Source organism: Streptomyces sp., assembly GCF_031181705.1.
In the GTDB taxonomy this organism is placed as follows: domain Bacteria; phylum Actinomycetota; class Actinomycetes; order Streptomycetales; family Streptomycetaceae; genus Streptomyces.
Map to the genome: position 1 here is coordinate 9,456 of NZ_JAPSKN010000042.1, position 19,259 is coordinate 28,714.

Sequence of the window (19,259 nt, forward strand, 5' to 3'; positions counted from 1 at the left end):
GACTTCAGCTCCAGGATCTCGCCGCGCGCGTCGACGGTGATCTTCTGCGACAGGTCGCCCTCGGCCACGGCCGTGGTGACCTGGGCGATGGAGCGGACCTGGCTGGTGAGGTTGCCGGCCATGTGGTTCACCGAGTCGGTCAGGTCCCGCCAGACACCGGCCACGCCGGGCACCTGGGCCTGGCCGCCGAGGCGTCCCTCGCTGCCGACCTCGCGGGCGACGCGGGTGACCTCGTCGGCGAAGGCGGACAGCTGGTCGACCATCGTGTTGACGGTCTCCTTCAGCTGCAGGATCTCGCCGCGAGCGGGCACGTCGATCTTCTGCGACAGGTCGCCCTTGGCCACCGCCGTGGCCACCTGGGCGATGTCACGGACCTGCGTGGTCAGATTGCCCGCCATGGCGTTGACCGAGTCGGTCAGGTCGGCCCAGGTGCCCGAGACGCCCGGCACCTCCGCCTGCCCGCCGAGTGTCCCCTCGGTCCCCACCTCACGGGCCACGCGGGTGACCTCGGAGGTGAACACGGACAGCTGGTCGACCATGCCGTTGAAGACCTTGGCGATGTCGCCCATGAGGCCGTCCGCGTCGTCGGGCAACCGGGTACCGAAGTCCCCGTCCCGTACGGCGGTCAGGCCGGCCAGCAGCCGCCGCAGCTCCTGGTCGCCCGGCACCACGTCGACGGCCCCGGCGCTGTCGCTGGTCATGCGCACCCTCGTTCCGCTCCCCAAGAGCCCTCGTGGCCGAGGACTCGGAACTCCCAGGACCGCGGCGGCGGCCTGGCTGTCGTGCATGCGTTTATGCAGTCACGGATCTGCTCGATGAGAAATACGCCGCAGGCTAACCCACGTTTCGAGTCCCTCACAAAGCCTGCCCGGAACGGCCACCTCCGCACCCGGACGGGCAAACCTGGCCGAGTCCCCACCGTCGGCGGAAACATGCCTCACCTCCCGGAGGAATTCCTTCGGGGGCAGGGGTGGCGGGGTCGGCCCGGGGCGCTCAGTCGAGGCAGAACTCGTTGCCCTCGACGTCCTGCATCAGAAGGCAGGACTCGTTGTCCTCGTCGGCGGGCAGCAGCCGCACGCGTACCGCGCCGAGCTCGACCAGCCGCGCGCACTCGGCCTCCAGCGCGGTCACGCGCGCTTCCCCCACCAATCCGGTACCGACCCGCACGTCGAGATGCACCCGGTTCTTGACGGCCTTCCCCTCGGGCACCCGCTGGAAGTACAGGCGCGGACCCGCGCCCGAGGGGTCGACGCAGGCGGACCACGCCTGCTCGCCCTGCGCCTGCGGCGGTATGACGTACCCCAGCACCTCGCACCAGAAGCGGGCGACGCGCTCGGGCTGCGCGCAGTCGAAGGTGACCTGGAACTGCCTGATCGATGCCATCCGGCCAGCCTAGCAAGCGGACATAGCAGCTCAATTCCCTTGCCCGGGCGGCAGACTGGTGCCGGTCCCGGTATGGCGGGCGTATCGAGAACCGCATACGCCGTCGCAACGGCCCCCCGTCTGCAATGGGAGCCATGAATGCCGGCACATCCCTGTCAGCCCTCCTGCGCCGCACGCTCAGGATCGTGCTCCTCGCCCTGGTGGCCCTCGGTGCCGTGGGCGCCGGGTTCGTCCTGTGGCGGCCGCTCACCATGGCCGCTCCGGCCTGCATGGCCGGGCGGTGGCACGGCTGCTTCGGCACGTTCAACGGCGTGCTGCTCATGACACTGGTCGCGCTGCCGCCGGCCGCGCTCGTCGGGTGGGCGCTGGCCCACCGCCGGCGGGCTGCCGGTGCCGCGTCACCGTGGCGGACGTCGCTGGCGGAGGTGGGCATGGTCCACGGGACGGTGCCGTTCCTGTGGATGACCATGATGCCGGGCGGCGCCGACCCGGACACCGTCCCCGCCCGGGTGAGCCTCGTGCCGCTGCGGGACCTGGTCACCATGGGACCGCTCGGCGTCGCCGGCAACCTGCTGATCTTCGCGGCCCTGGGGTTCTTCGCCCCGATGCGTTGGGCGGCACTGGCGTCCGTGCCGCGGGTCCTCGCGCTCGGTGCGGGCTGCTCGGCCCTGGTCGAGACCGCCCAGTACGTCCTGCGGCTGGACCGCGTGTCCTCCGTGGACGACGTCCTCGTCAACGCCACCGGCGCCGCACTGGCCGCGCTGGCGTCGCGCCGCTGGTGGCGCGGGCCGGCGCGGACGCCGTCGGACGGCCGCGCCGGTCCCGCGTACGCACGGGCGGGCTGACCCAGGCCCGCGCGCAGGGCACAGGTCCCATACGCCCGCGATATGGCGTGCTGCCTAGGCTGCCGACATGCGCGTACTGATCGTGGAGGACGAGCCCCACCTGGCCGGGGCGGTCCGTGACGGACTGCGGCTGGAGGCCATCGCGGCCGACATCGCGGGCGACGGCGACACGGCCCTGGAGCTGCTGGGCGTGCACGCCTACGACCTCGCCGTGCTCGACCGCGACATCCCCGGCCCCTCCGGCGACGAGGTCGCCCGGCGCATCGTCGCCTCCGGCAGCGGTATCCCGATCCTGATGCTCACCGCCGCCGACCGGATCGACGACAAGGAGTCCGGCTTCGAGCTCGGCGCCGACGACTACCTGACGAAACCGTTCGAACTGCGCGAGCTCGTGCTGCGCCTGCGGGCGCTCGACCGCAGGCGCGCGTACGCCCGGCCCCCGGTCCGTGAGATCGCGGGGCTGCGTGTCGACCCCTTCCGCCGGGAGGTCTTCCGCGACGGACGCTATGTCGCGCTCACCCGCAAGCAGTTCGCCGTGCTCGACGTCCTCGTCGCCGCCGAGGGCGGTGTGGTCAGCGCCGAGGAGCTGCTGGAGCGAGCCTGGGACGGGAACGCCGACCCCTTCACCAACGCCGTCCGCATCACCGTCTCGGCGTTGCGCAAGCGGCTCGGCGAGCCATGGATCATCGCGACGGTGCCCGGCGTCGGCTACCGCATCGACACCGGCAGCGCCCGCTCCGACCGGACGCATGCGTAGCCGCCCGGGGCTCAGCGCCCGGCTGAAGCTCACCCTCAGCTACGCCGGTTTCCTCGCCGTCGCCGGCGCCCTGCTGCTGGCCGTGGTGTGGATGTTCCTGCTGCGCTACGTACCCGACAACAGCCAGGGCCTGCTGGGTATCTCGCCCAACCGCTACCTTCTCGTGCGCACCTTCGCCCCGGCCGCGGCCCTGGCGATGGCCTTCCTGCTCGTCTTCGGCCTCGTCGGGGGATGGATCCTGGCCGGCCGGATGCTCGCGCCCCTCACCCGGATCACGGACGCGGCGCGCAGGGCCGGGAGCGGATCGCTGTCCCACCGGATCCGCATGGAGGGCCGCCGGGACGAGTTCCGCGAGCTGTCCGACGCCTTCGACACCATGCTCGAACAACTGGAGTCGCACGTCGCCGAGCAGCGGAGGTTCGCCGCGAACGCCTCCCACGAACTGCGCACCCCGCTGGCCATCTCCCGGACGCTCCTGGAGGTCGCCCGCAAGGACCCCACGCGGGACCGGGACGAGCTGATCGGACGTCTGTACGCCGCCAACGCGCGGGCGATCGGCCTCACCGAGGCACTCCTGCTGCTCAGCCGCAGCGACCGCGGGACCTTCGTCCGTGCGGGCGTCGACCTCTCCCTCCTCGCGGAAGAAGCCGCCGAAACGCTGCTGCCCCTCGCCGAGGAGCGCCGGATCACCCTCGACGTCACCGGCGCGGCGACACGGACCAGCGGCTCCGCTGAACTCCTGCTGCGGATGGTGACGAACCTCGTCCAGAACGCCGTCGTCCACAACCTGTCCTGCGGCGGCACGGTGACCGTCCACACCGAGGCGCGGCCGGACGCGAGCGTGCTGCGGGTCGAGAACACGGGTCGTCCCGTGCCACCGGAACTGGTCCCCACCCTCACCGAACCCTTCCAGCGCGGAACGGAACGCGTACGCACCGGCGACCACGCCGGTGTCGGGCTGGGCCTGGCCATCGTCCACAGCGTCGTCCGCGCCCACGACGGCACCCTCGACCTCGCCCCCCGCGCGGAAGGCGGCCTCGTCGCCACGGTCCGCCTTCCCCGCGGGCCTTCGTGAGCCCCTGTTCCTCAGGTCGTGATCGGCAGGTCCCTGCGGGCCTGTTCGAGGTCGTCCTCCCAGATCCACAGACGGTGCTGGGGCGGCACGCCGTGGTAGCCGTACAGGCCCACCTCGGTCAGCGTCCGCAGGTCCACGCACACCCGCTGGTAGGCCTGCCCGATGGCCTTGGCCGGGTCGGTCACCTCGCGGGCACCGAGTTTGACGCAGGCCCGGTACTCGTACCCCAGCAGCAGGTCCTCGCCGAACTCCGCCCAGGCGCCGAGCTGTTGGGTCCAGGCCCGCTCGGCCTCGTCCAGCAGCAGGTTCAGGTCGGCGGAGGAGGGGATGGAGGGGTAGATGAGGAAGGTGGCCGCCCAGCCGAGAGCGACCATGTCCAGGTTGAACGTGCGCCGGCGCGGGTCGCCGCGCGGCGGCAGCGGATCGGAGGAACCGCCGCCGAACCAGGGCGCGGTGTACGCCAGCAGACGCCCGTTGCTCTCGACGAGTTCGCCCGTGGCGAGCACGGCCAGCTTGCGCTGGGAGCCGTCGGGGCGGGTCAGGCGCGTGGCCACCAGGTCCGCGTGGGCCTCGGCCGCCGCCTTGCCCGCGGCCTGGTGCCGCTGCGCGGCGTCGGGAGTGATCCGGGAGACGAGATGGTCGCGCAGGCCTTGCGGCAGGGCGTCGTAAGTGCCGTCCAGCAGTCGTGCCCGGGTGCGGTCCACAGCGGCCTGGGCGGTGGCGGGGGCGCCGCCGAAGTCGCTTTCCGGGGTGTCGATGGACACCATGCGGATCGCCATGGCGATGTTCGGGGTGTCGCCGTCGGTGACGCTCAGGAATCTGTAGTCGTTGGCGGGCCGACTCGGGCCCACGAAGCCGAGATCTGTCATGGCACTGTCCGAGGTCTGGCAAGCGGCGCGGTCCATTGAAGACGTGCTTCTCTTCATTCTCGGTCGCCGGAAAACCGCACGCCACCGCAGCGCGGACTGCTGGCGATTCGATCGCCCGGGGCCGTATGCCTTCGGCGGCGATGAGCACGCGGCTGACCGGGCCGGGCGCGTTCGCACCGTTCGCGCGGGCCGGCGCACCGCCCAACTGCCGTCTGCCGGGCTGGATCGGCGCGGGCACCGACCCCGCACGGGGGCCGGTGGCGCCCGAGGGCGCGGCCGCGGACCGGGACGGCCGAGGCACGGGATCGTGACGGCGGCGTCCGCGGTCCGCTGTGCGGAGGGGTGGAGCGTCAGTGGCCGGTGCGAGCCGGCACCTCCGCTTCGTTCGCGTCGCTTCGGCCGCGCAGGCCGAGCAGCGCGAGGGCCGCGCCGACGAGGGCGAGGACGCCGGTGACGAGGACGGCGGTGTGGACGCCGCTCATGAAGGCGGTGTGGCTGCCCTCGGTCACGGCGGCCCTGAGCTGCGCCGGCATTCCGTCCGAGACCGGGGCGACGCCCATGGCGACGGCGTCCTTCGCCTCCTCGAAGCGCGCTGCCACCGTGTGCGGCACGCCCGCGTCGGTCAGTGAACCGCCGAGCGTGGAGCCGACGCGGCTGCTGATGAGGGAGACCAGCACCGACGTGCCGAGCGCGCCGCCGACCTGGAGCGAGGTGGCCTGCAGGCCGCCCGCGACGCCGCCGTCCTGCACGGGTGCGTTGCCGACGATCGCGTCGGAGGACGCTGACATCACCATGCCGACGCCGAGACCGAGCGCGACGAAGGGCGGCCACAGGGTGTGGTACGCCGTGTCGGCGCTCCACGCGAGCATCGTGAAGGCGGCGCCGGCCTGGAGCACCATGCCCAGGGGCATGGTCAGGCGCGGGCCGAACCGCTCGGTGAGCTTCGCGCCGAGCGGCGAGGCCACCATGGAGGCGAGGCTCAGCGGCAGCGTGCGCACACCGGACTCGACGGGGGTGAAGCCGCGCACGTTCTGCAGGTACAGCATCACGAAGAAGATCACGCCGAGCAGGATGAAGAAGTTCAGCGCGGTGACGACCGTGCCGATCGTCAGGGCCGGGTCGCGGAACAGGCGCATCGGCAGCAGCGGGTGGGCGACGCGGGTCTCGTACCAGCCGAAGAGGACCAGGACGGCGGCGCCCCCGGCGATCGCGCCGAGCGTGCCGGCCGAAGTCCAGCCCCACGTCTCGCCCTTGACGACACCGAAGACGACGGCCAGCAGTCCGAGGGCGAGCAGCACGACACCGGGTACGTCGAAGCGCTGGCCGGCGGCCGCCTCGTTCCTGGACCGCGGCAGGACCATGAGGCCGAAGACGAGGGCGATGACGCCGATGGGGGCGTTGATGTAGAAGACGGACTCCCAGTCGACGTGCTCGACGAGCAGTCCGCCGACGATGGGGCCGAGCGCGGTGGAGACGGACGAGATCATCGCCCAGATGCCGACCGCCATGCCGAACTTCCCCGGCGGGAACACCGCCCGCAGCAGCGCGAGGGTGTTGGGCATGAGCATCGCGCCGAAGGCGCCCTGTACGGCACGGAAGGCGATGACGCCCTCGACCGACCCGGCCAGGCCGATCGCGACGGACGCGAGGGTGAACCCGACGACGCCGACGAGGTAGAGGGTGCGGCGCCCGAAGCGGTCGCCGAGCTTGCCGCCGAGGATGAGGGTGGCGGCGAGGGCGAGCAGGTAGGAGTTGGTGACCCACTGCAGTTCGGCGGTGGTGGCGTTCAGGTCGCGGGCGATCTCGGCGTTGGCGATCGCAACGACGGAGCCGTCGAGGCCGACCATGAACAGGCCGAAGGCGACGGCGACCAGCGTGAGCCAGGGGTTGGCGCGCGGACCGCGGGGGCCGGATACGGGCTGGGGCGCTGTGGAGACAGCGGTGACAGACACGGGTGAGTTGTCCTCGATACGTGGGGCGCGCGGTTGGGGGCGCGTGGACGGAAGGGGGAGCTGCGCACCGGCGCGGCACACCCGCGCCCACCGCGGCGTCAGCGGCGGGGGCGGGGGAGTGGCGAGGGCGGCGGATCCTGCCCCGCGGCGTCAGCGGCGGGGGCGGTGGGGGAAGCGGCGAGCCGGGCCGGTCGGACGGACCGGTCGGCGAGACCGGTCGGCGGACCGGTTCAGACGGACTCGTCGCGCAGGCGCCGGCTGAGAGCTCCGAGGGCGCCGAGCGCCGAGCCGAGGGCGTCGAGGTCGCCGTCGGTGAGGTGGCGCAGCGCGGGCGCGAGCTGCGCCGCCGCGATCTTCTCCACCTCGCCGATGCGCTGACGTGCCAGAGCGGTGACGCACAGATGCGCCACCCGCTTGTCGGCGTCGTCCTGATGCCGCTCCAGCAGGCCCGCCTCGGTGAGGCGGGTGACCAGGGCGCTGACGTTGTTCGGCATCATGCGCAGCGCGTCGGCGGCCATGTGGACGGTGGCGCCGTCGTGCTCGGCGACGTACTGCAGCAGGGCCAACTGCCGCTCGGGCAGCTTGGGATAGGGCAGTTCCCGGTCGATGAGCTGCTTGAGCTGCCGGTTCAGCGCGGGCAGACAGGCCACGAGGCCGGCGGCCACCTGGTCGACGCCCCGGCTCTCACGAGCCTCGCTGCTTCCGGTCACGCCCGCACGTTACCTATGCAGAGAAACCTATGTCAACATACTGATCTCCTCGGGTGCCCTCGGGTGCCCTCGGGTGCCCTCGGGAACAGGGCTCGGGTCCGCTCCGGTCGGGCGCGGGGAAGCGGTCAGGGACCGCTGACCGCGCTGTCGGCGTGCAGCGGCAGCCGGATCCGGAAGGTGGCGCCCTCGCCGACGGCGGTGTCGACCTCGACCCGGCCGTGATGCGCGTTCACCAGGGACTGCACGATGGACAGGCCGAGCCCCGCACCACCGGTCGGGGTGCGGCCGCGGGCGGTGTCCGCGCGGTAGAAGCGGTCGAAGACGTGGGCGGCCTGCTCGGCACTCATCCCGGGCCCCCGGTCGCTGAGTTCGAGGACGGCCTGATCCTCCAGCGTCCCCACCCCGATGCGCACCGGCGTGCCGGGCGGGGTATGGGCGATCGCGTTGCCGACCAGGTTGGACGTCACCTGCCGCAGGCGGGCCTCGTCCCCCAGCACGGGGGCACGGCCGGGCGGGCCACCGCCTGGTCCGGTGAGTGTGACGGGGCGCTCGGGGGCGAGGGCTCGCAGATCGTGCAGGGCGTCCGCGGCCAGGGTGCGCAGGTCCATCGGGGTCAGACGCAGCGCCAGGCCGGCCTCGGCGGCGGCCTGTTCGTCGAGACGGGCCAGCAGCAACAGGTCCTCCACGAGGCGCACCAGCCGCGCCGCCTCACCCTCGATCCGGCTCATCGCCGCGTCGACGTCCGCTCGTTCGGGCATGCCGCCCATCCGGTACAGCTCGGTGAACCCCTTGATCCCGAACAGGGGGGTGCGCAGTTCGTGGCTGGCGTCCGCGATGAAGCTGCGCATCCGTTCGTTGGTGGCCGCTCTGGCCGCGTCCCCGGCCTCGATCCGCTCCAGCATGCCGTTCAGCGCGGCCGACAGACGGCCCAGTTCGGTGCGGGTGGCGGCCGGCTGCGGGACTCGACTGGACAGATCCCCGCCCGCGATGGCCGCCGCCGTCGTCTCGACGCGCCGCAGCGGCCGCAGCCCGGCCCGCACGGCGAACCAGGCGACGACGCCCAGCAGCACCAGCACCAGCGAGTCGATCACCAGCATCCACCCGCCCAGGTGCCGGATCGTGGCATGCACCGGCGCCAGCGAACCGGCCACCACCACGGCGCCGGGCGCCGTGGCCGCCGCCGGACGGCCGGCGCCGTCCGGCGGCACCGCGATCACCCGCCAGGCGTCGCCCCCGCCCCGGGCCGGAACCTGGAAGGGGCGCCCGGCACGGGCCTCGACGGCCGCGCGGTCGAGCACTGGCAGTCGCGGGGCGCTGTCGGTGGCCACACGCAGCGTGTGCCGGACGCGGCCCCGGCCGTCGAGGTGGGCGACGAACACCTCACCGATCAGCTCACCCTCCGCGGCACCGCGCGGCTCTGCTTCCCGTTCCCCGGCCGCCGGGGCCGACGGCAGCCGCGCGACCACCGTGGCAGCGGTGCGCAGCCTCGCGTCCAGCTGCTCGACCAGCTGCCGCTGCAGCAGCGTGACCAGCAGCGCGTTACTGGCGAGCAGCGCGGCGACGACGAGCAGCAAGGTGAGGGACACCACCCGTCCCCGCAGCGACAGACGGCTGATCGGCCCCGCCGCGACAGGCGCACTCATGCGCGCGGCCTGCGCAGCACATAGCCGGTGCCGCGCACCGTGTGGATCAGTTTCGGCTCACCCGTGTCGATCTTGCGGCGCAGGTAGCTGATGTAGGAGGCGACGATCGAGTCGTCCCCGTCGAAGTCGTAGTGCCACACCCGGTCCAGCAGCTGATCCCGGGACAGGACCTGCCCGGCGTTCTCCATCAGCACGCGCAGCAGACTGAACTCGGTGGGCGACAGCTGGACGGGTCGACCGGAGCGGGTCACCAGATGACTGCCGGGATCCAGCTCCAGGTCGTCCACGACCAGCACTCCGCCACGGTGGTGGCCGCTGGTGCGGCGCAGCACGGCCTGGATGCGCAGGACGAGCTCCTCCAGGTTGAAGGGCTTGGTGACGTAGTCGTCGCCGCCGGCCCGCAGACCGCTGATCCGGTCCTCGGTGGCGTCCCGGGCGGTGAGGAAGAGGATCGGCGGGTGCTCGCGCCCGTCGGCCCCGGGACGCTCACGGCCGAGTCGGCGGGCGACCTCGAACCCGTCGAAGTCCGGCAGCATCACGTCCAGGACGATCAGGTCGGGGCGCTGGTCACGGACCGCGTCCAGCGCCTGGGCGCCCGTCTCGGCCGCGATCACCTCGAAGCCGGCCAGCCGCAGGCTGGCGGACAACAGCTCACGCAGCGTCGGCTCGTCCTCCACCACCAGCAGTCGCTGCGTCGTCACGGCACCCGTCCTCAACCGATGGTCCTCCGCCTTCACTGTCCCGCCCCGCAGTGACCTGATCCAAACGACAGGCCCTAGGCGTCGCGCCTGCGGAACACGACGAACGCCGCCGCCGTCAGGAGCGTCACACACCCGGCCATGACGCCCAGCCCGGCCCACGGGCCCAGCAGTTCAGGATCCCGCACACTGGTGACGATCTGCCCGCCGGCGATCGGCGGCCAGTACGCCGACACCCAGTCACCCATCCTGCCGGGCAGCGCCGGAGCGAAGGCCTGGACGATCAGCATCACGCCGAACAGGGTGGTCACCGTCGCCGTGGTGGAGCGGATCATCGTGCCCAGAGCCAGACCGAAGAGCCCCGCCAGTGCCAGATACATGCCACCACCGACGATGCCGCGCAGGGCCACGCCGTCGGTGAGCGCCAGATGCGGGGCTCCCGCCCCGGACAGCGCCGTCTGCCCGGCCAGGAACCCGGCCAGCGTCACCGTGATCCCGACCGGCAGCGCCACACCCACCAGCACCACGGCCTTGGAGGCCAGCACCCGTGCCCGGTGCGGCACCGACGTGAGGGTGGGCACGATGGTGCGCGACCCGTACTCGGAGGTGATCGCCAGGCCGCCCAGCAGCCCCAGCGCGATCTGCGCCAGCAGATAGCCGCGCAGGCTGGTGGCCAGCGGATCGAACGCCTCCCGGTCCGCCCGGCTCATGGACGCGAAGTCGCTGCCGGCGGCCGAGCCGCTCAGCGACGCCAGCCCGATCGTGAACGTCAGCGTGCCCAGGACCAGGAACAGCGTCGACCGCATCGTACGGATCTTGATCCATTCGGCGCGCAGGCTGTGCCAGAAGGTCGTCCTCCCGTCCCGTGTCCGGTCCCCGGACGCCCGGGGGCGCCGCATGCGTCCCCGCCCGGTCGCCGCCGGCGTGACGGACGGCTGCGTGGTGGTGTGGCTCATCGGCCCGTTCCCTTCTCCGCCCGGTACTCCACCGCGTCGCGGGTCAACTTCATGAACGCCGCCTCCAGCGACTCCTGGCGCGGTGCGAGTTCGTGCAGCTCCACGCCGGCGGCCGCTGCCACAGCCCCGATCCCGGCGGCCTCCAGACCGGTCACGACCAGGGTGTCGGCGCTCTCGGCCCGCACCCGCGCCGCGGCGACGAGCAGGCCGCGCAGGACATCGGCCCGCGGGCTGCGCACCACCACCTCGCGCGCGGAGTGCGCCGCGATGAAGTCCTTCATCGTCGTGTCGGCGATCAGCTTCCCGCGCCCGATGACGAGGAGATGGTCGGCGGTCACTTCCATCTCGCTCATCAGATGGCTGGACATCAGCACCGCGCGTCCCTCGGCGGCCATCTTCCGCATCAGGGCGCGGATCCACACGATGCCCTCCGGGTCCAGCCCGTTGAGCGGTTCGTCGAAGACCAGCACCGGTGGATCACCCAGCAGCGCCGCGGCGATACCCAGCCGCTGGCGCATGCCCAGCGAGTACGTCCCAGCCCGGCGCCGGCCCGCCTTCTCCAGCCCGACCTCCGCCAGCACCTCGGCGACCCGGCCGCGCGGGATACCGTTGCCGGCCGCGAGCGCCAGCAGATGGTGCCAGGCGCTGCGGCTGGGCAGCACCGCGCCCGGGTCCAGCACCGCCCCGACCGCCTTCAGCGGGGCGGGCTGCCGGGCATACGGCCGCCCGCCCACGCGCGCGGTACCGGAAGTGGCGGCGTCCAGGCCCAGGACGATGCGCAGCGTGGTCGACTTGCCGGCGCCGTTGGGCCCCAGGAAACCGGTCACTGCCCCGGACCGGACCGTGAACGTCAGATCGTCCACGGCGAGGACGTCACCGTAGCGTTTCGTCAGACCCTGCACTTCGATCATCGAGACTCCTGATCCGGTGTCGGCGAGGCACACGAGGACCCGTGTGCGCTGCCCCACTGTCGAGGGCCTGCTTGGGCCGGAGCTGAACGAACATGTGCGCCTCATGACAACGGCAGGCTCGTGAGCTGGGACGATCTCACCCAGGGCGCTGCGAGGGGCGAGGACTCCCAGGAAACTCCCATGGAGAGCGCTGCCGCGGCGGCGCGACCGCGAAGGACCCGCCGGTGCACCCCGTGCTAACGTTGCCCGTTTGCAGCGTCGCTGTGCTGGTGCCCGTTCGGTGCCCCCGGCCGGCGGCCGCGTCCCCGCCGCGCCTTCCTCGGTACGGTCCCCTCGGAGGAAGGCTCGACGTGAGCGAATCAGCACCCACCGACCCCACGGCCGTGCCCACGGCGGCGTCCTTCGCGCGGCTGGGGCTGCCCGCCGCCCTCCTGCGGACGCTCGACGCACGCGACGTGACGGTGCCCTTCCCGATCCAGGCGGCGGCGCTGCCCGACGCGCTCGCGGGACGGGACGTCCTGGGCCGCGGCCGCACGGGATCCGGCAAGACGCTCGCCTTCGGCCTCGGCCTGCTCGCCCGGACGGCGGGCCGGCCGGCGCAGCCGAAGGAACCGCTGGCGCTCGTCCTGGTGCCCACCAGGGAGCTGGCACAGCAGGTCGGTGAGGCGCTCACCCCGTACGCCGAGGCGCTGCGGCTGCGACTCACCACCGTGGTCGGCGGAGTGTCCATCGGACGGCAGGCCGCCGCGCTGCGCGACGGCGCCGAGATCGTCGTCGCCACGCCGGGAAGGCTGCACGACCTCGTCGAACGCAAGGGCTGCCGACTGGGACGGGTGCGCATCGTCGTCCTGGACGAGGCCGACCAGATGTGCGACATGGGGTTCCTGCCGCAGGTCACCGAACTCCTGGACCAGGTGCGCCCCGACGGACAGCGGATGCTGTTCTCCGCCACCCTCGACCACGACGTCGACCAGCTGGTGCAGCGCTACCTCCGCGACCCCGCCGTCCACTCCGTGGACCCCTCGTCCGGCGCGGTCCCCACCATCGAGCACCACGTCCTCGTCGTCCACGGCCCGGACCGGTACGCCGTGACCACGGAGATCGCCGCCCGGGACGGCCGCGTCCTGCTGTTCCTGGACACCAAGCACGGCGTCGACCAGCTCACGCGGCACCTGCGGGCCAGCGGCGTGGCCGCCGCCGCCCTGCACAGCGGGAAGGCGCAGCCGCAGCGCACCCGGACCCTGGCACAGTTCAAGAACGGGCAGGTCACCGCGCTGGTGGCGACGAACGTCGCCGCACGCGGCCTGCACGTCGACGACCTCGACCTCGTGGTCAACGTCGACCCGGCCACCGACCCCAAGGACTATCTGCACCGCGCGGGCCGCACGGCCCGGGCCGGCCGCTCCGGCACCGTCGTGACACTCGTCCTGTCGGCGCAGCGCCGCGAGACGAGCCAGGTCCTCGCGGACGCCGACATCGTCCCCAGGGTGGCCAAAGTGCGGTCCGGCGAGGCGGAGTTGAGCCGGATCACCGGCGCCAGGACCCCTTCCGGCACACCACTGGACGGCGGGCCGGCGCTGCCGCGCCCCAAGAACCACAACGTCCCGTTCCGCGGCCTGGGCAACACCAAGGACCCCAAGGGCGGTTCCGGTGGCAGGGCGTCCCGCAAGAGCAACGAGGCCCGCAAGCTCGCGGAGGCCCGCAAGGCGGCCCGGGTGCGCCGCTCCGGCTGACTCCGGCCAGCCGGACTGACCGGGCGGCATGGGGACGGTCCACCTCGCCCGGTCACGGGCCGGTCGGGCCGTCACGGTCACAGTGGCCCGGCCGGAGCCGGCGGCCGACCGCACTTCCGTGCGCGCTTCCGCGCAGAGGTCGAGGCCGCCCGCAGGGTCGGCGGTTTCCCCACGGCTCCGGTCGTGGACGCCGATCCCGACGCCAAGGCGCCCTGGCTGGCCACGGCGTGCATTCCGGGCCCCACGCTCGCCGAGCTGATCGAGCGCGAAGGCCCCATGGACGCACGGCGGTTGGGGCCGCTCGGGGCCGCGCTGGCCGAGGCTCTCCAGGCCGTCCACGCCTGCGGGCTCGTCCACGGGGACCTGGAGGCGGGCAACATCACCATTGGCGGAGTCGAACGCCTCACCTACGGCAGGGGCGACTAGACGGAGGCAGGGGCAGAGGCGGAGACGGATCGACGCGAGGCCCTGGAGGCCTCAGAAGAACCCGAGCTTCTTCGCCGAGTACGACACCAACAGGTTCTTCGTCTGCTGGTAGTGATCCAGCATCATCTTGTGCGTCTCGCGGCCGATGCCCGACTTCTTGTAGCCGCCGAAGGCCGCGTGGGCCGGGTAGGCGTGGTAGCAGTTGGTCCAGACGCGGCCCGCCTTGATCTCGCGGCCCAGGCGGTACGCCGTGTTGCCGTCGCGGGTCCACACGCCCGCGCCGAGGCCGTACAGCGTGTCGTTGGCGATCTTCAGCGCCTCGTCGACCGAGTCGTAGGTGGTGACCGAGACGACCGGGCCGAAGATCTCCTCCTGGAAGATCCGCATGTCGTTGGTGCCGCGGAAGATGGTCGGCTCGATGTAGTAGCCGCCCTCCAGGCCGGGAACCGTCCGGGAGTTGCCGCCCGTGACGACCTCGGCGCCCTCCTTCCGCCCGATGTCGAGGTAGGAGAGGATCTTCTCGTACTGGTCGTTGCTCGCCTGGGCGCCGATCATCGTGGCCGGGTCCAGGGGGTCGCCGCCGACGATGGCCTTGGTGCGTTCCACGCAGCGGGCCATGAAGTCGTCGTAGATCGACGAGGGGATCAGGGCGCGGGACGGGCAGGTGCAGACCTCGCCCTGGTTGAGGGCGAACATCACGAAGCCCTCGACGGCCTTGTCCAGGAAGTCGTCGTCGGCGGCCAGCACGTCGGGCAGGAAGATGTTCGGGCTCTTGCCGCCCAGTTCCAGCGTGACGGGGATGATGTTCTCGCTCGCGTACTGCATGATGAGCCGGCCGGTCGTGGTCTCGCCGGTGAACGCCACCTTCGCCACGCGCGGGCTGGACGCCAGCGGCTTGCCCGCCTCCACGCCGAAGCCGTTGACGACGTTCAGCACGCCGGGTGGCAGCAGGTCGGCGATCAGGTCGACGACGTAGAGCAGGCTGGCCGGGGTCTGTTCGGCCGGCTTGATGACGACGCAGTTGCCGGCGGCCAGCGCGGGGGCCAGCTTCCAGGCGGCCATCAGGATCGGGAAGTTCCACGGGATGATCTGGCCGACCACGCCCAGCGGCTCGTGGAAGTGGTAGGCGACGGTGTCGGCGTCGATCTCCGCGATGCTGCCCTCCTGGGCGCGGACGACGCCCGCGAAGTACCTGAAGTGGTCCACGGCCAGCGGGATGTCGGCGGCGAGCGTCTCGCGGACCGGTTTGCCGTTCTCCCACGTCTCGGCGACCGCGATCTTCTCCAGGTGCTGCTCGATGCGGTCCGCGATCCGGTTGAGGACGTTCGCGCGTTCCGTGGTGGAGGTGCGGCCCCACGCGTCGGCCGCCCGGTGCGCCGCGTCCAGGGCGAGGTCGACGTCGGCCGCGGAGGAGCGGGCCACCTCGCAGAAGACCTCGCCGGTCACGGGGGTCGGGTTCTCGAAGTAGCGGCCCTCGACGGGGGCCACCCAGTCACCGTCGATGAAGTTGTCGTAGCGCCGGGCGAAGTTGACGATGCTGCCGTCGGTTCCTGGCTGCGCGTACACCATGGCGGCTCTCCTCGGGGCAGGGCATGTGACGGTCACGCCGTCGTGACGCCCCTCACTGTGCTCCCGGCAGGTTGGCGCGAGGTTGGCGTCCGCCACGGGCCGTGCGTCAGTCGCGCAGCGCCGCCGTCAGCCGGCCCGCCGCGATCGCCCGGCGGGTGTCGTCCGGGCCCAGCAGGCGCAGCGCGTGCTCGTGGATCTCGGCGTCGTACCGCGCCCGTTCGCCATAGCGCAGGGCGTGTTCGGGGCGCGTGCTCGCCAGCACGGCCTCCCGCACGGCCACCTCCAGGCGGGTGCGCCACTCCTCGATGCCGGGCGCCTCGGAGCGGGGGAGCAGCGGGCCGCCGTAGTGGCGCAGGGCGGTGTCCGTGTCGCCCTGTTCCAGCGCGCGCAGCACGTCCACGGCGTCGCAGGACACGGGTGTGGTGAGGGCGTAGCGGCGGGGTGAGACGCCACCGCCGAGCGCGCGGCGCAGGTGGGAGACCTCCGCCTTGAAGGTGGACGCGGTGACCGGCCGGTCTCCGTACAGGGCGGCGCGCAGCCGTTCCGGCGAGAAGCCGTCGGGTTCGAGCGCGAGCAGCGTGAGAATCTCCAACTGGCGTGGCCGCAGGGGGAGTCGGCAGCCCTCCCGCGTGGCCTGCTCGGCGCCCAGGCAGGTGAGCCGCACCTGGCCGGGCCGGGACGCCGCCTCCGTGCCGAGGCGGGCCTCGATCGTGGACACCAGTGTCCGGACGGTCGACATGGCCAGCGGGTGCGAGCGGTCCCAGGTGGTGGACAGGTCCAGGACGCCGAGGACACGGCCGTCCGGGCCGTGCACCGGCGCGCAGTAGCAGACCCAGCCGTGCAGCGCCGACACCAGGTGCTCGGCCGAGAAGACCGAGCTGGGGCGGCCGGTGCGCAGGGCGAGGGACAGGGCGTTGGTGCCCATGGCCTGCTCGTCCCAGCGGCCGCCCGGCGCGAAGTTGACACGCTCGGCGCGGCGGCGCATGGTCGCCCCGCCGCAGGTCCACAGGATGGTGCCGGACTCGTCCGTGACGGCCGTGACGAACCCGGCGTCCTCGGCGATGCTGCGCAGTTCGCCGGCCAGGGCGGTCACCGGCCGGTACAGAGGTGAGGACCTCCAGCGCTGGTGCACCGGGCCCCCGTCGGTCACCGGCGCGCTGTCGCGGCCGGGATCCACGCTGATCAGGGAACGCGCCCAGGACTCGGTCACCTCGTGGCGCAGCACGGCGGTGCCGCCCGGGCGGGCACCCGGGACGCTCAGCCGCGGCACCCAGCGGGACCACTCGTGCTCCAGCACGGTCCTGCGCTGTTGGAGGTCAGGGCGCTGTGACATGGCCTCTCCCTGCCGTCGTACCCGTTCTCGGCGTGGGGTCAGTGTTACCGGATGCGCCCGGCCCGGTCGAGGAGCCCGGCGCGACCGGAAGACGCCACTCCACAGGGCAGGTGGCTCGAAAGTGACCGAACGGCCGGGAACCGACCCCCGGGCTGAACGGACGACCGCCTGACTGGATGTTTGTCCGGTGTCCGCGTGCCGCCGTACGGGTGACGCGTTCACTCGACCCGACGGACGGCGTCCCACCCGCGTACCACCGGCGCGCGGCGCCCCGTTGCCCTGGCATGGACAGCACTGACACGGCGCGGCGCCTTCCGCACAGCGACGCCACGCCCCGTCCGTACGCCGAGATCACCAGCGCCTACGCGGGCCATCCGCCGATCTACGCGGCCCTGGTCGCCGAGTGGGAGGCGAGGGGCCACACGGTGCCCGACCACCGCGACGGCCAGTGGGTCTCCTTCGCCGCGCCGACCGAGAGCGAGACCTGGACCGCCGTCCCCTCGTGGACGGCCGGCCCGCACATGGGCCCGGTCGCCACGTCCGGGGTTCACCCGGCCGTCGGCCGCTCCATGGGCGCCCTCTTCACCAGCCGTCCGGCACCACCGGCTCCGCGCTGACCGGCGCGAGCACGGCGAGCGTGCCGGTGGCCTCGCGCAGGGCCGACTCCAGGGCACCGGGTGCGTGCAGCGCGCCGGTGCCGTCCGGCGGGACGAGCCACTCCAGGCGGCCCGCAGGCCGGTACGGCGGCGGCACGGCGATCCAGGAGCCCCGGCCGAGGTGCCGGACGCCGAAGCCCACCCACTCGCTGACCGGATCAGGTGGCAGGAAGAACCCCACTCTGCGCGCGGCCGAGTCCACCAGGGTGGGGCCGGGCACCCGCAGCGGGTCGCGCCACAGGAGGTCCAGCGCGAGCAGGCCGAGCCGGTCGGGCACGCTGAGCACGTCCCAGTACCGCCCGGCCTCCACCAGCGCCGTGCCCGTGCCGTAGTCCCACTCCCGCTTGCACTCCTGCGGATCCGTCGCGGCCGCCGCGAGCCACTCGACGGCTTGCTTCCACATGACGCTCTGCATGGCCACCCCAGGCACAGTCGGCGGCGCCGCGGTGGCGCGCGCGGGACACGGGCCGGTGACCCACGGGGTTCCGCGCGCCGCCCGGCCGCAGCCATGGTCGTAGATATTTCTACGGGCTGGAAGGGGTGGCGCGGTCTGGCGTTATGCCGGGCAATGTCCCGGTCGAAAGGAAGCACGCCAAGGCGCCGACCCGAAAGCCCCCGGTCAACTCCGGACGCGTCCGGCACCCCGGCCGCACATGGGGGAGCGCGACAACGGTCCCCACCGGAGGGACCGGTGGGGACCGTCTCAGGCGAGGGGCGAGGTCAGTCGTTGCGTTCGGCGTGCTTCTTCTTGATGCGGGCCGCTTCCTTGCGGACCTCGGCCTGGGTGGCGCGCTCCCGCACCAGCCACTCGGGGCTCTCCTGCTTCAGCGTCTCGATCTCTTCGGTGGTGAGGGCCTCGGTGACACCCCCGCGGGCCAGGCCCGCGATGGAGACGCCGAGCTTCGCGGCGACCACGGGGCGGGGGTGCGGGCCGTTGCGCCGCAGGTCCTGCAGCCACTGCGGCGGGTTCGCCTGGAGCTCGTTCAGCTCGGCGCGCGAGACGACACCCTCCTGGAAATCGGCGGGGGTGGCCTCGAGGTACACACCCAGTTTCTTCGCCGCGGTGGCGGGCTTCATCGTCTGGGTGCTCTGGTGCGACGTCATGGCATCCAGCGTATCGAGCGTGTGCACGAGGCCCGACCACGGCCGGTAACCTGGCCAGGTGACAGGCTCGGAAGTTCCCCCCTCGTTCCGGCTCGTGTACGTCCCCGGGGTGATGCCCGACAAGTGGGTGCGCGTCTGGAACGAGCGGCATCCCGGCATCCGGCTGACCCTCGCGCAGGTGTCCGCCGCGACCGCGGCCGAGCAGCTGCGGGGCGGGGAGGCCGACGCGGGTCTCGTCCGGCTGCCCGTGGACCGTACGGTCTTCAGCGCGATCCCCCTCTACACCGAGCGGACGGTCGTCGTCGTCCCCAAGGACCACCTGGTCACGGCGGTCGACGAGGTGATGCCGGAGGATCTGTCCGACGACATCGTGCTGCACCCGCTGGACGACGTCCTCGACTGGGAGCAGGGGCTCCCCGGGCGGCCCGCCTTCGAACGCCCCGCCACCACCGCCGACGCGGTCGAGCTGGTCGCTGCGGGCATCGGCGTCCTGATCGTGCCGCTGTCGCTCGCCCGCCTCCACCACCGCAAGGACCTCACCCACCGGCCCCTCAAGGACGCCCCCGAGTCGAGCGTCGCCCTGTCCTGGCCCGAGGACGCGACGACCGACCAGGTGGAGGACTTCATCGGCATCGTCCG

General features: G+C 72.6%; 21 protein-coding genes. 8 read left to right on the forward strand and 13 right to left on the reverse strand.

Going from position 1 to position 19,259, the window contains the following annotated elements:
- On the reverse strand, positions 1–701 hold a 701-nt coding region (locus RIN80_RS11370; protein ID WP_309095425.1), incomplete at its 3' end, for a HAMP domain-containing protein.
- Positions 702–993: 292 nt separating this feature from the next.
- On the reverse strand, positions 994–1,383 hold the full coding sequence (locus RIN80_RS11375) for a VOC family protein (RefSeq protein ID WP_309095426.1): 390 nt from the start codon (positions 1,381–1,383) through the stop codon (positions 994–996).
- A gap of 134 nt (positions 1,384–1,517) precedes the next feature.
- On the opposite strand from RIN80_RS11375, the gene RIN80_RS11380 reads away from it, so the two are divergent.
- The 3 genes from RIN80_RS11380 (at position 1,518) to RIN80_RS11390 (ending at position 4,060) form a co-directional block, all read left to right on the forward strand.
- Positions 1,518–2,228 carry a VanZ family protein gene (locus RIN80_RS11380; protein ID WP_309095427.1) on the forward strand — a complete coding sequence of 237 codons (711 nt, stop codon included), beginning with the start codon at positions 1,518–1,520 and terminating at the stop codon, positions 2,226–2,228.
- Between the two features lie 67 nt (positions 2,229–2,295).
- Entirely contained in the window at positions 2,296–2,985 is a 690-nt protein-coding gene (locus tag RIN80_RS11385) for a response regulator transcription factor (RefSeq protein WP_309095428.1), read from the forward strand.
- Positions 2,978–4,060, forward strand: a complete 1,083-nt coding sequence (locus RIN80_RS11390) for a HAMP domain-containing sensor histidine kinase (RefSeq protein ID WP_309095429.1) — start codon at positions 2,978–2,980, stop codon at positions 4,058–4,060. The genes RIN80_RS11385 and RIN80_RS11390 overlap by 8 nt, the downstream gene beginning before the upstream one ends.
- An 11-nt stretch (positions 4,061–4,071) precedes the next feature.
- Here the strand turns inward: RIN80_RS11390 and RIN80_RS11395 are convergent, their stop codons facing one another.
- On the reverse strand, positions 4,072–4,929 hold the full coding sequence (locus tag RIN80_RS11395) for a hypothetical protein (RefSeq protein ID WP_309095430.1): 858 nt from the start codon (positions 4,927–4,929) through the stop codon (positions 4,072–4,074).
- Between the two features lie 140 nt (positions 4,930–5,069).
- Here RIN80_RS11395 and RIN80_RS11400 point away from each other — a divergent pair, with 140 nt between their 5' ends.
- A complete protein-coding gene (locus tag RIN80_RS11400) occupies positions 5,070–5,240 on the forward strand; it encodes a hypothetical protein (protein ID WP_309095431.1) in 171 nt (56 codons plus the stop codon).
- A gap of 39 nt (positions 5,241–5,279) precedes the next feature.
- Here the strand turns inward: RIN80_RS11400 and RIN80_RS11405 are convergent, their stop codons facing one another.
- The 6 genes from RIN80_RS11405 to RIN80_RS11430 form a co-directional block, all read right to left on the reverse strand.
- Positions 5,280–6,881 carry an MFS transporter gene (locus RIN80_RS11405; RefSeq protein ID WP_309095432.1) on the reverse strand — a complete coding sequence of 534 codons (1,602 nt, stop codon included), beginning with the start codon at positions 6,879–6,881 and terminating at the stop codon, positions 5,280–5,282.
- 230 nt (positions 6,882–7,111) lie between these two features.
- A complete protein-coding gene (locus RIN80_RS11410) occupies positions 7,112–7,591 on the reverse strand; it encodes a MarR family winged helix-turn-helix transcriptional regulator (RefSeq protein WP_309095433.1) in 480 nt (159 codons plus the stop codon).
- Positions 7,592–7,716: 125 nt separating this feature from the next.
- The gene (locus tag RIN80_RS11415; protein WP_309095434.1) at positions 7,717–9,234 is read right to left on the reverse strand and encodes a HAMP domain-containing sensor histidine kinase; all 1,518 of its coding nucleotides are present in this window, start codon (positions 9,232–9,234) and stop codon (positions 7,717–7,719) included.
- On the reverse strand, positions 9,231–9,935 hold the full coding sequence (locus tag RIN80_RS11420; protein WP_309095435.1) for a response regulator transcription factor: 705 nt from the start codon (positions 9,933–9,935) through the stop codon (positions 9,231–9,233). Before RIN80_RS11420 ends, RIN80_RS11415 begins: the two co-directional genes overlap by 4 nt.
- Positions 9,936–10,009: 74 nt before the next feature.
- The gene (locus RIN80_RS11425; RefSeq protein ID WP_309095436.1) at positions 10,010–10,888 is read right to left on the reverse strand and encodes an ABC transporter permease; all 879 of its coding nucleotides are present in this window, start codon (positions 10,886–10,888) and stop codon (positions 10,010–10,012) included.
- The gene (locus tag RIN80_RS11430; protein ID WP_309095437.1) at positions 10,885–11,799 is read right to left on the reverse strand and encodes an ATP-binding cassette domain-containing protein; all 915 of its coding nucleotides are present in this window, start codon (positions 11,797–11,799) and stop codon (positions 10,885–10,887) included. Before RIN80_RS11430 ends, RIN80_RS11425 begins: the two co-directional genes overlap by 4 nt.
- Before the next feature lie 350 nt (positions 11,800–12,149).
- Between RIN80_RS11430 and RIN80_RS11435 the strand changes: the two genes are divergently transcribed.
- Entirely contained in the window at positions 12,150–13,532 is a 1,383-nt protein-coding gene (locus RIN80_RS11435; protein ID WP_309095438.1) for a DEAD/DEAH box helicase, read from the forward strand.
- Positions 13,533–13,715: 183 nt separating this feature from the next.
- Positions 13,716–13,958: a hypothetical protein gene (locus tag RIN80_RS11440; protein WP_309095439.1), complete on the forward strand. Its 243-nt coding sequence runs from the start codon at positions 13,716–13,718 to the stop codon at positions 13,956–13,958.
- A gap of 51 nt (positions 13,959–14,009) precedes the next feature.
- On the opposite strand, the gene adh is transcribed toward RIN80_RS11440, so the two are convergent.
- Both adh and RIN80_RS11450 read right to left on the reverse strand, forming a co-directional pair.
- A complete protein-coding gene (gene adh / locus RIN80_RS11445) occupies positions 14,010–15,527 on the reverse strand; it encodes an aldehyde dehydrogenase (protein WP_309095440.1) in 1,518 nt (505 codons plus the stop codon).
- 106 nt (positions 15,528–15,633) lie between these two features.
- Positions 15,634–16,860, reverse strand: coding sequence for a GAF domain-containing protein (locus RIN80_RS11450; protein WP_309095441.1), 1,227 nt, complete (start codon positions 16,858–16,860; stop codon positions 15,634–15,636).
- Positions 16,861–17,144: 284 nt separating this feature from the next.
- Here RIN80_RS11450 and RIN80_RS11455 point away from each other — a divergent pair, with 284 nt between their 5' ends.
- A complete protein-coding gene (locus RIN80_RS11455; RefSeq protein WP_309095442.1) occupies positions 17,145–17,477 on the forward strand; it encodes a hypothetical protein in 333 nt (110 codons plus the stop codon).
- Here RIN80_RS11455 and RIN80_RS11460 read toward each other — a convergent pair.
- Both RIN80_RS11460 and RIN80_RS11465 read right to left on the reverse strand, forming a co-directional pair.
- Positions 17,443–17,931 (reverse strand): hypothetical protein, encoded by a 489-nt coding sequence (locus tag RIN80_RS11460; protein ID WP_309095451.1) that lies wholly within the window; start codon positions 17,929–17,931, stop codon positions 17,443–17,445. The genes RIN80_RS11455 and RIN80_RS11460 overlap by 35 nt on opposite strands.
- Before the next feature lie 305 nt (positions 17,932–18,236).
- The gene (locus RIN80_RS11465; protein ID WP_309095443.1) at positions 18,237–18,620 is read right to left on the reverse strand and encodes a DUF5997 family protein; all 384 of its coding nucleotides are present in this window, start codon (positions 18,618–18,620) and stop codon (positions 18,237–18,239) included.
- 58 nt (positions 18,621–18,678) lie between these two features.
- Between RIN80_RS11465 and RIN80_RS11470 the strand changes: the two genes are divergently transcribed.
- On the forward strand, positions 18,679–19,259 hold a 581-nt coding region (locus tag RIN80_RS11470), incomplete at its 3' end, for a LysR family transcriptional regulator substrate-binding protein (RefSeq protein ID WP_309095444.1).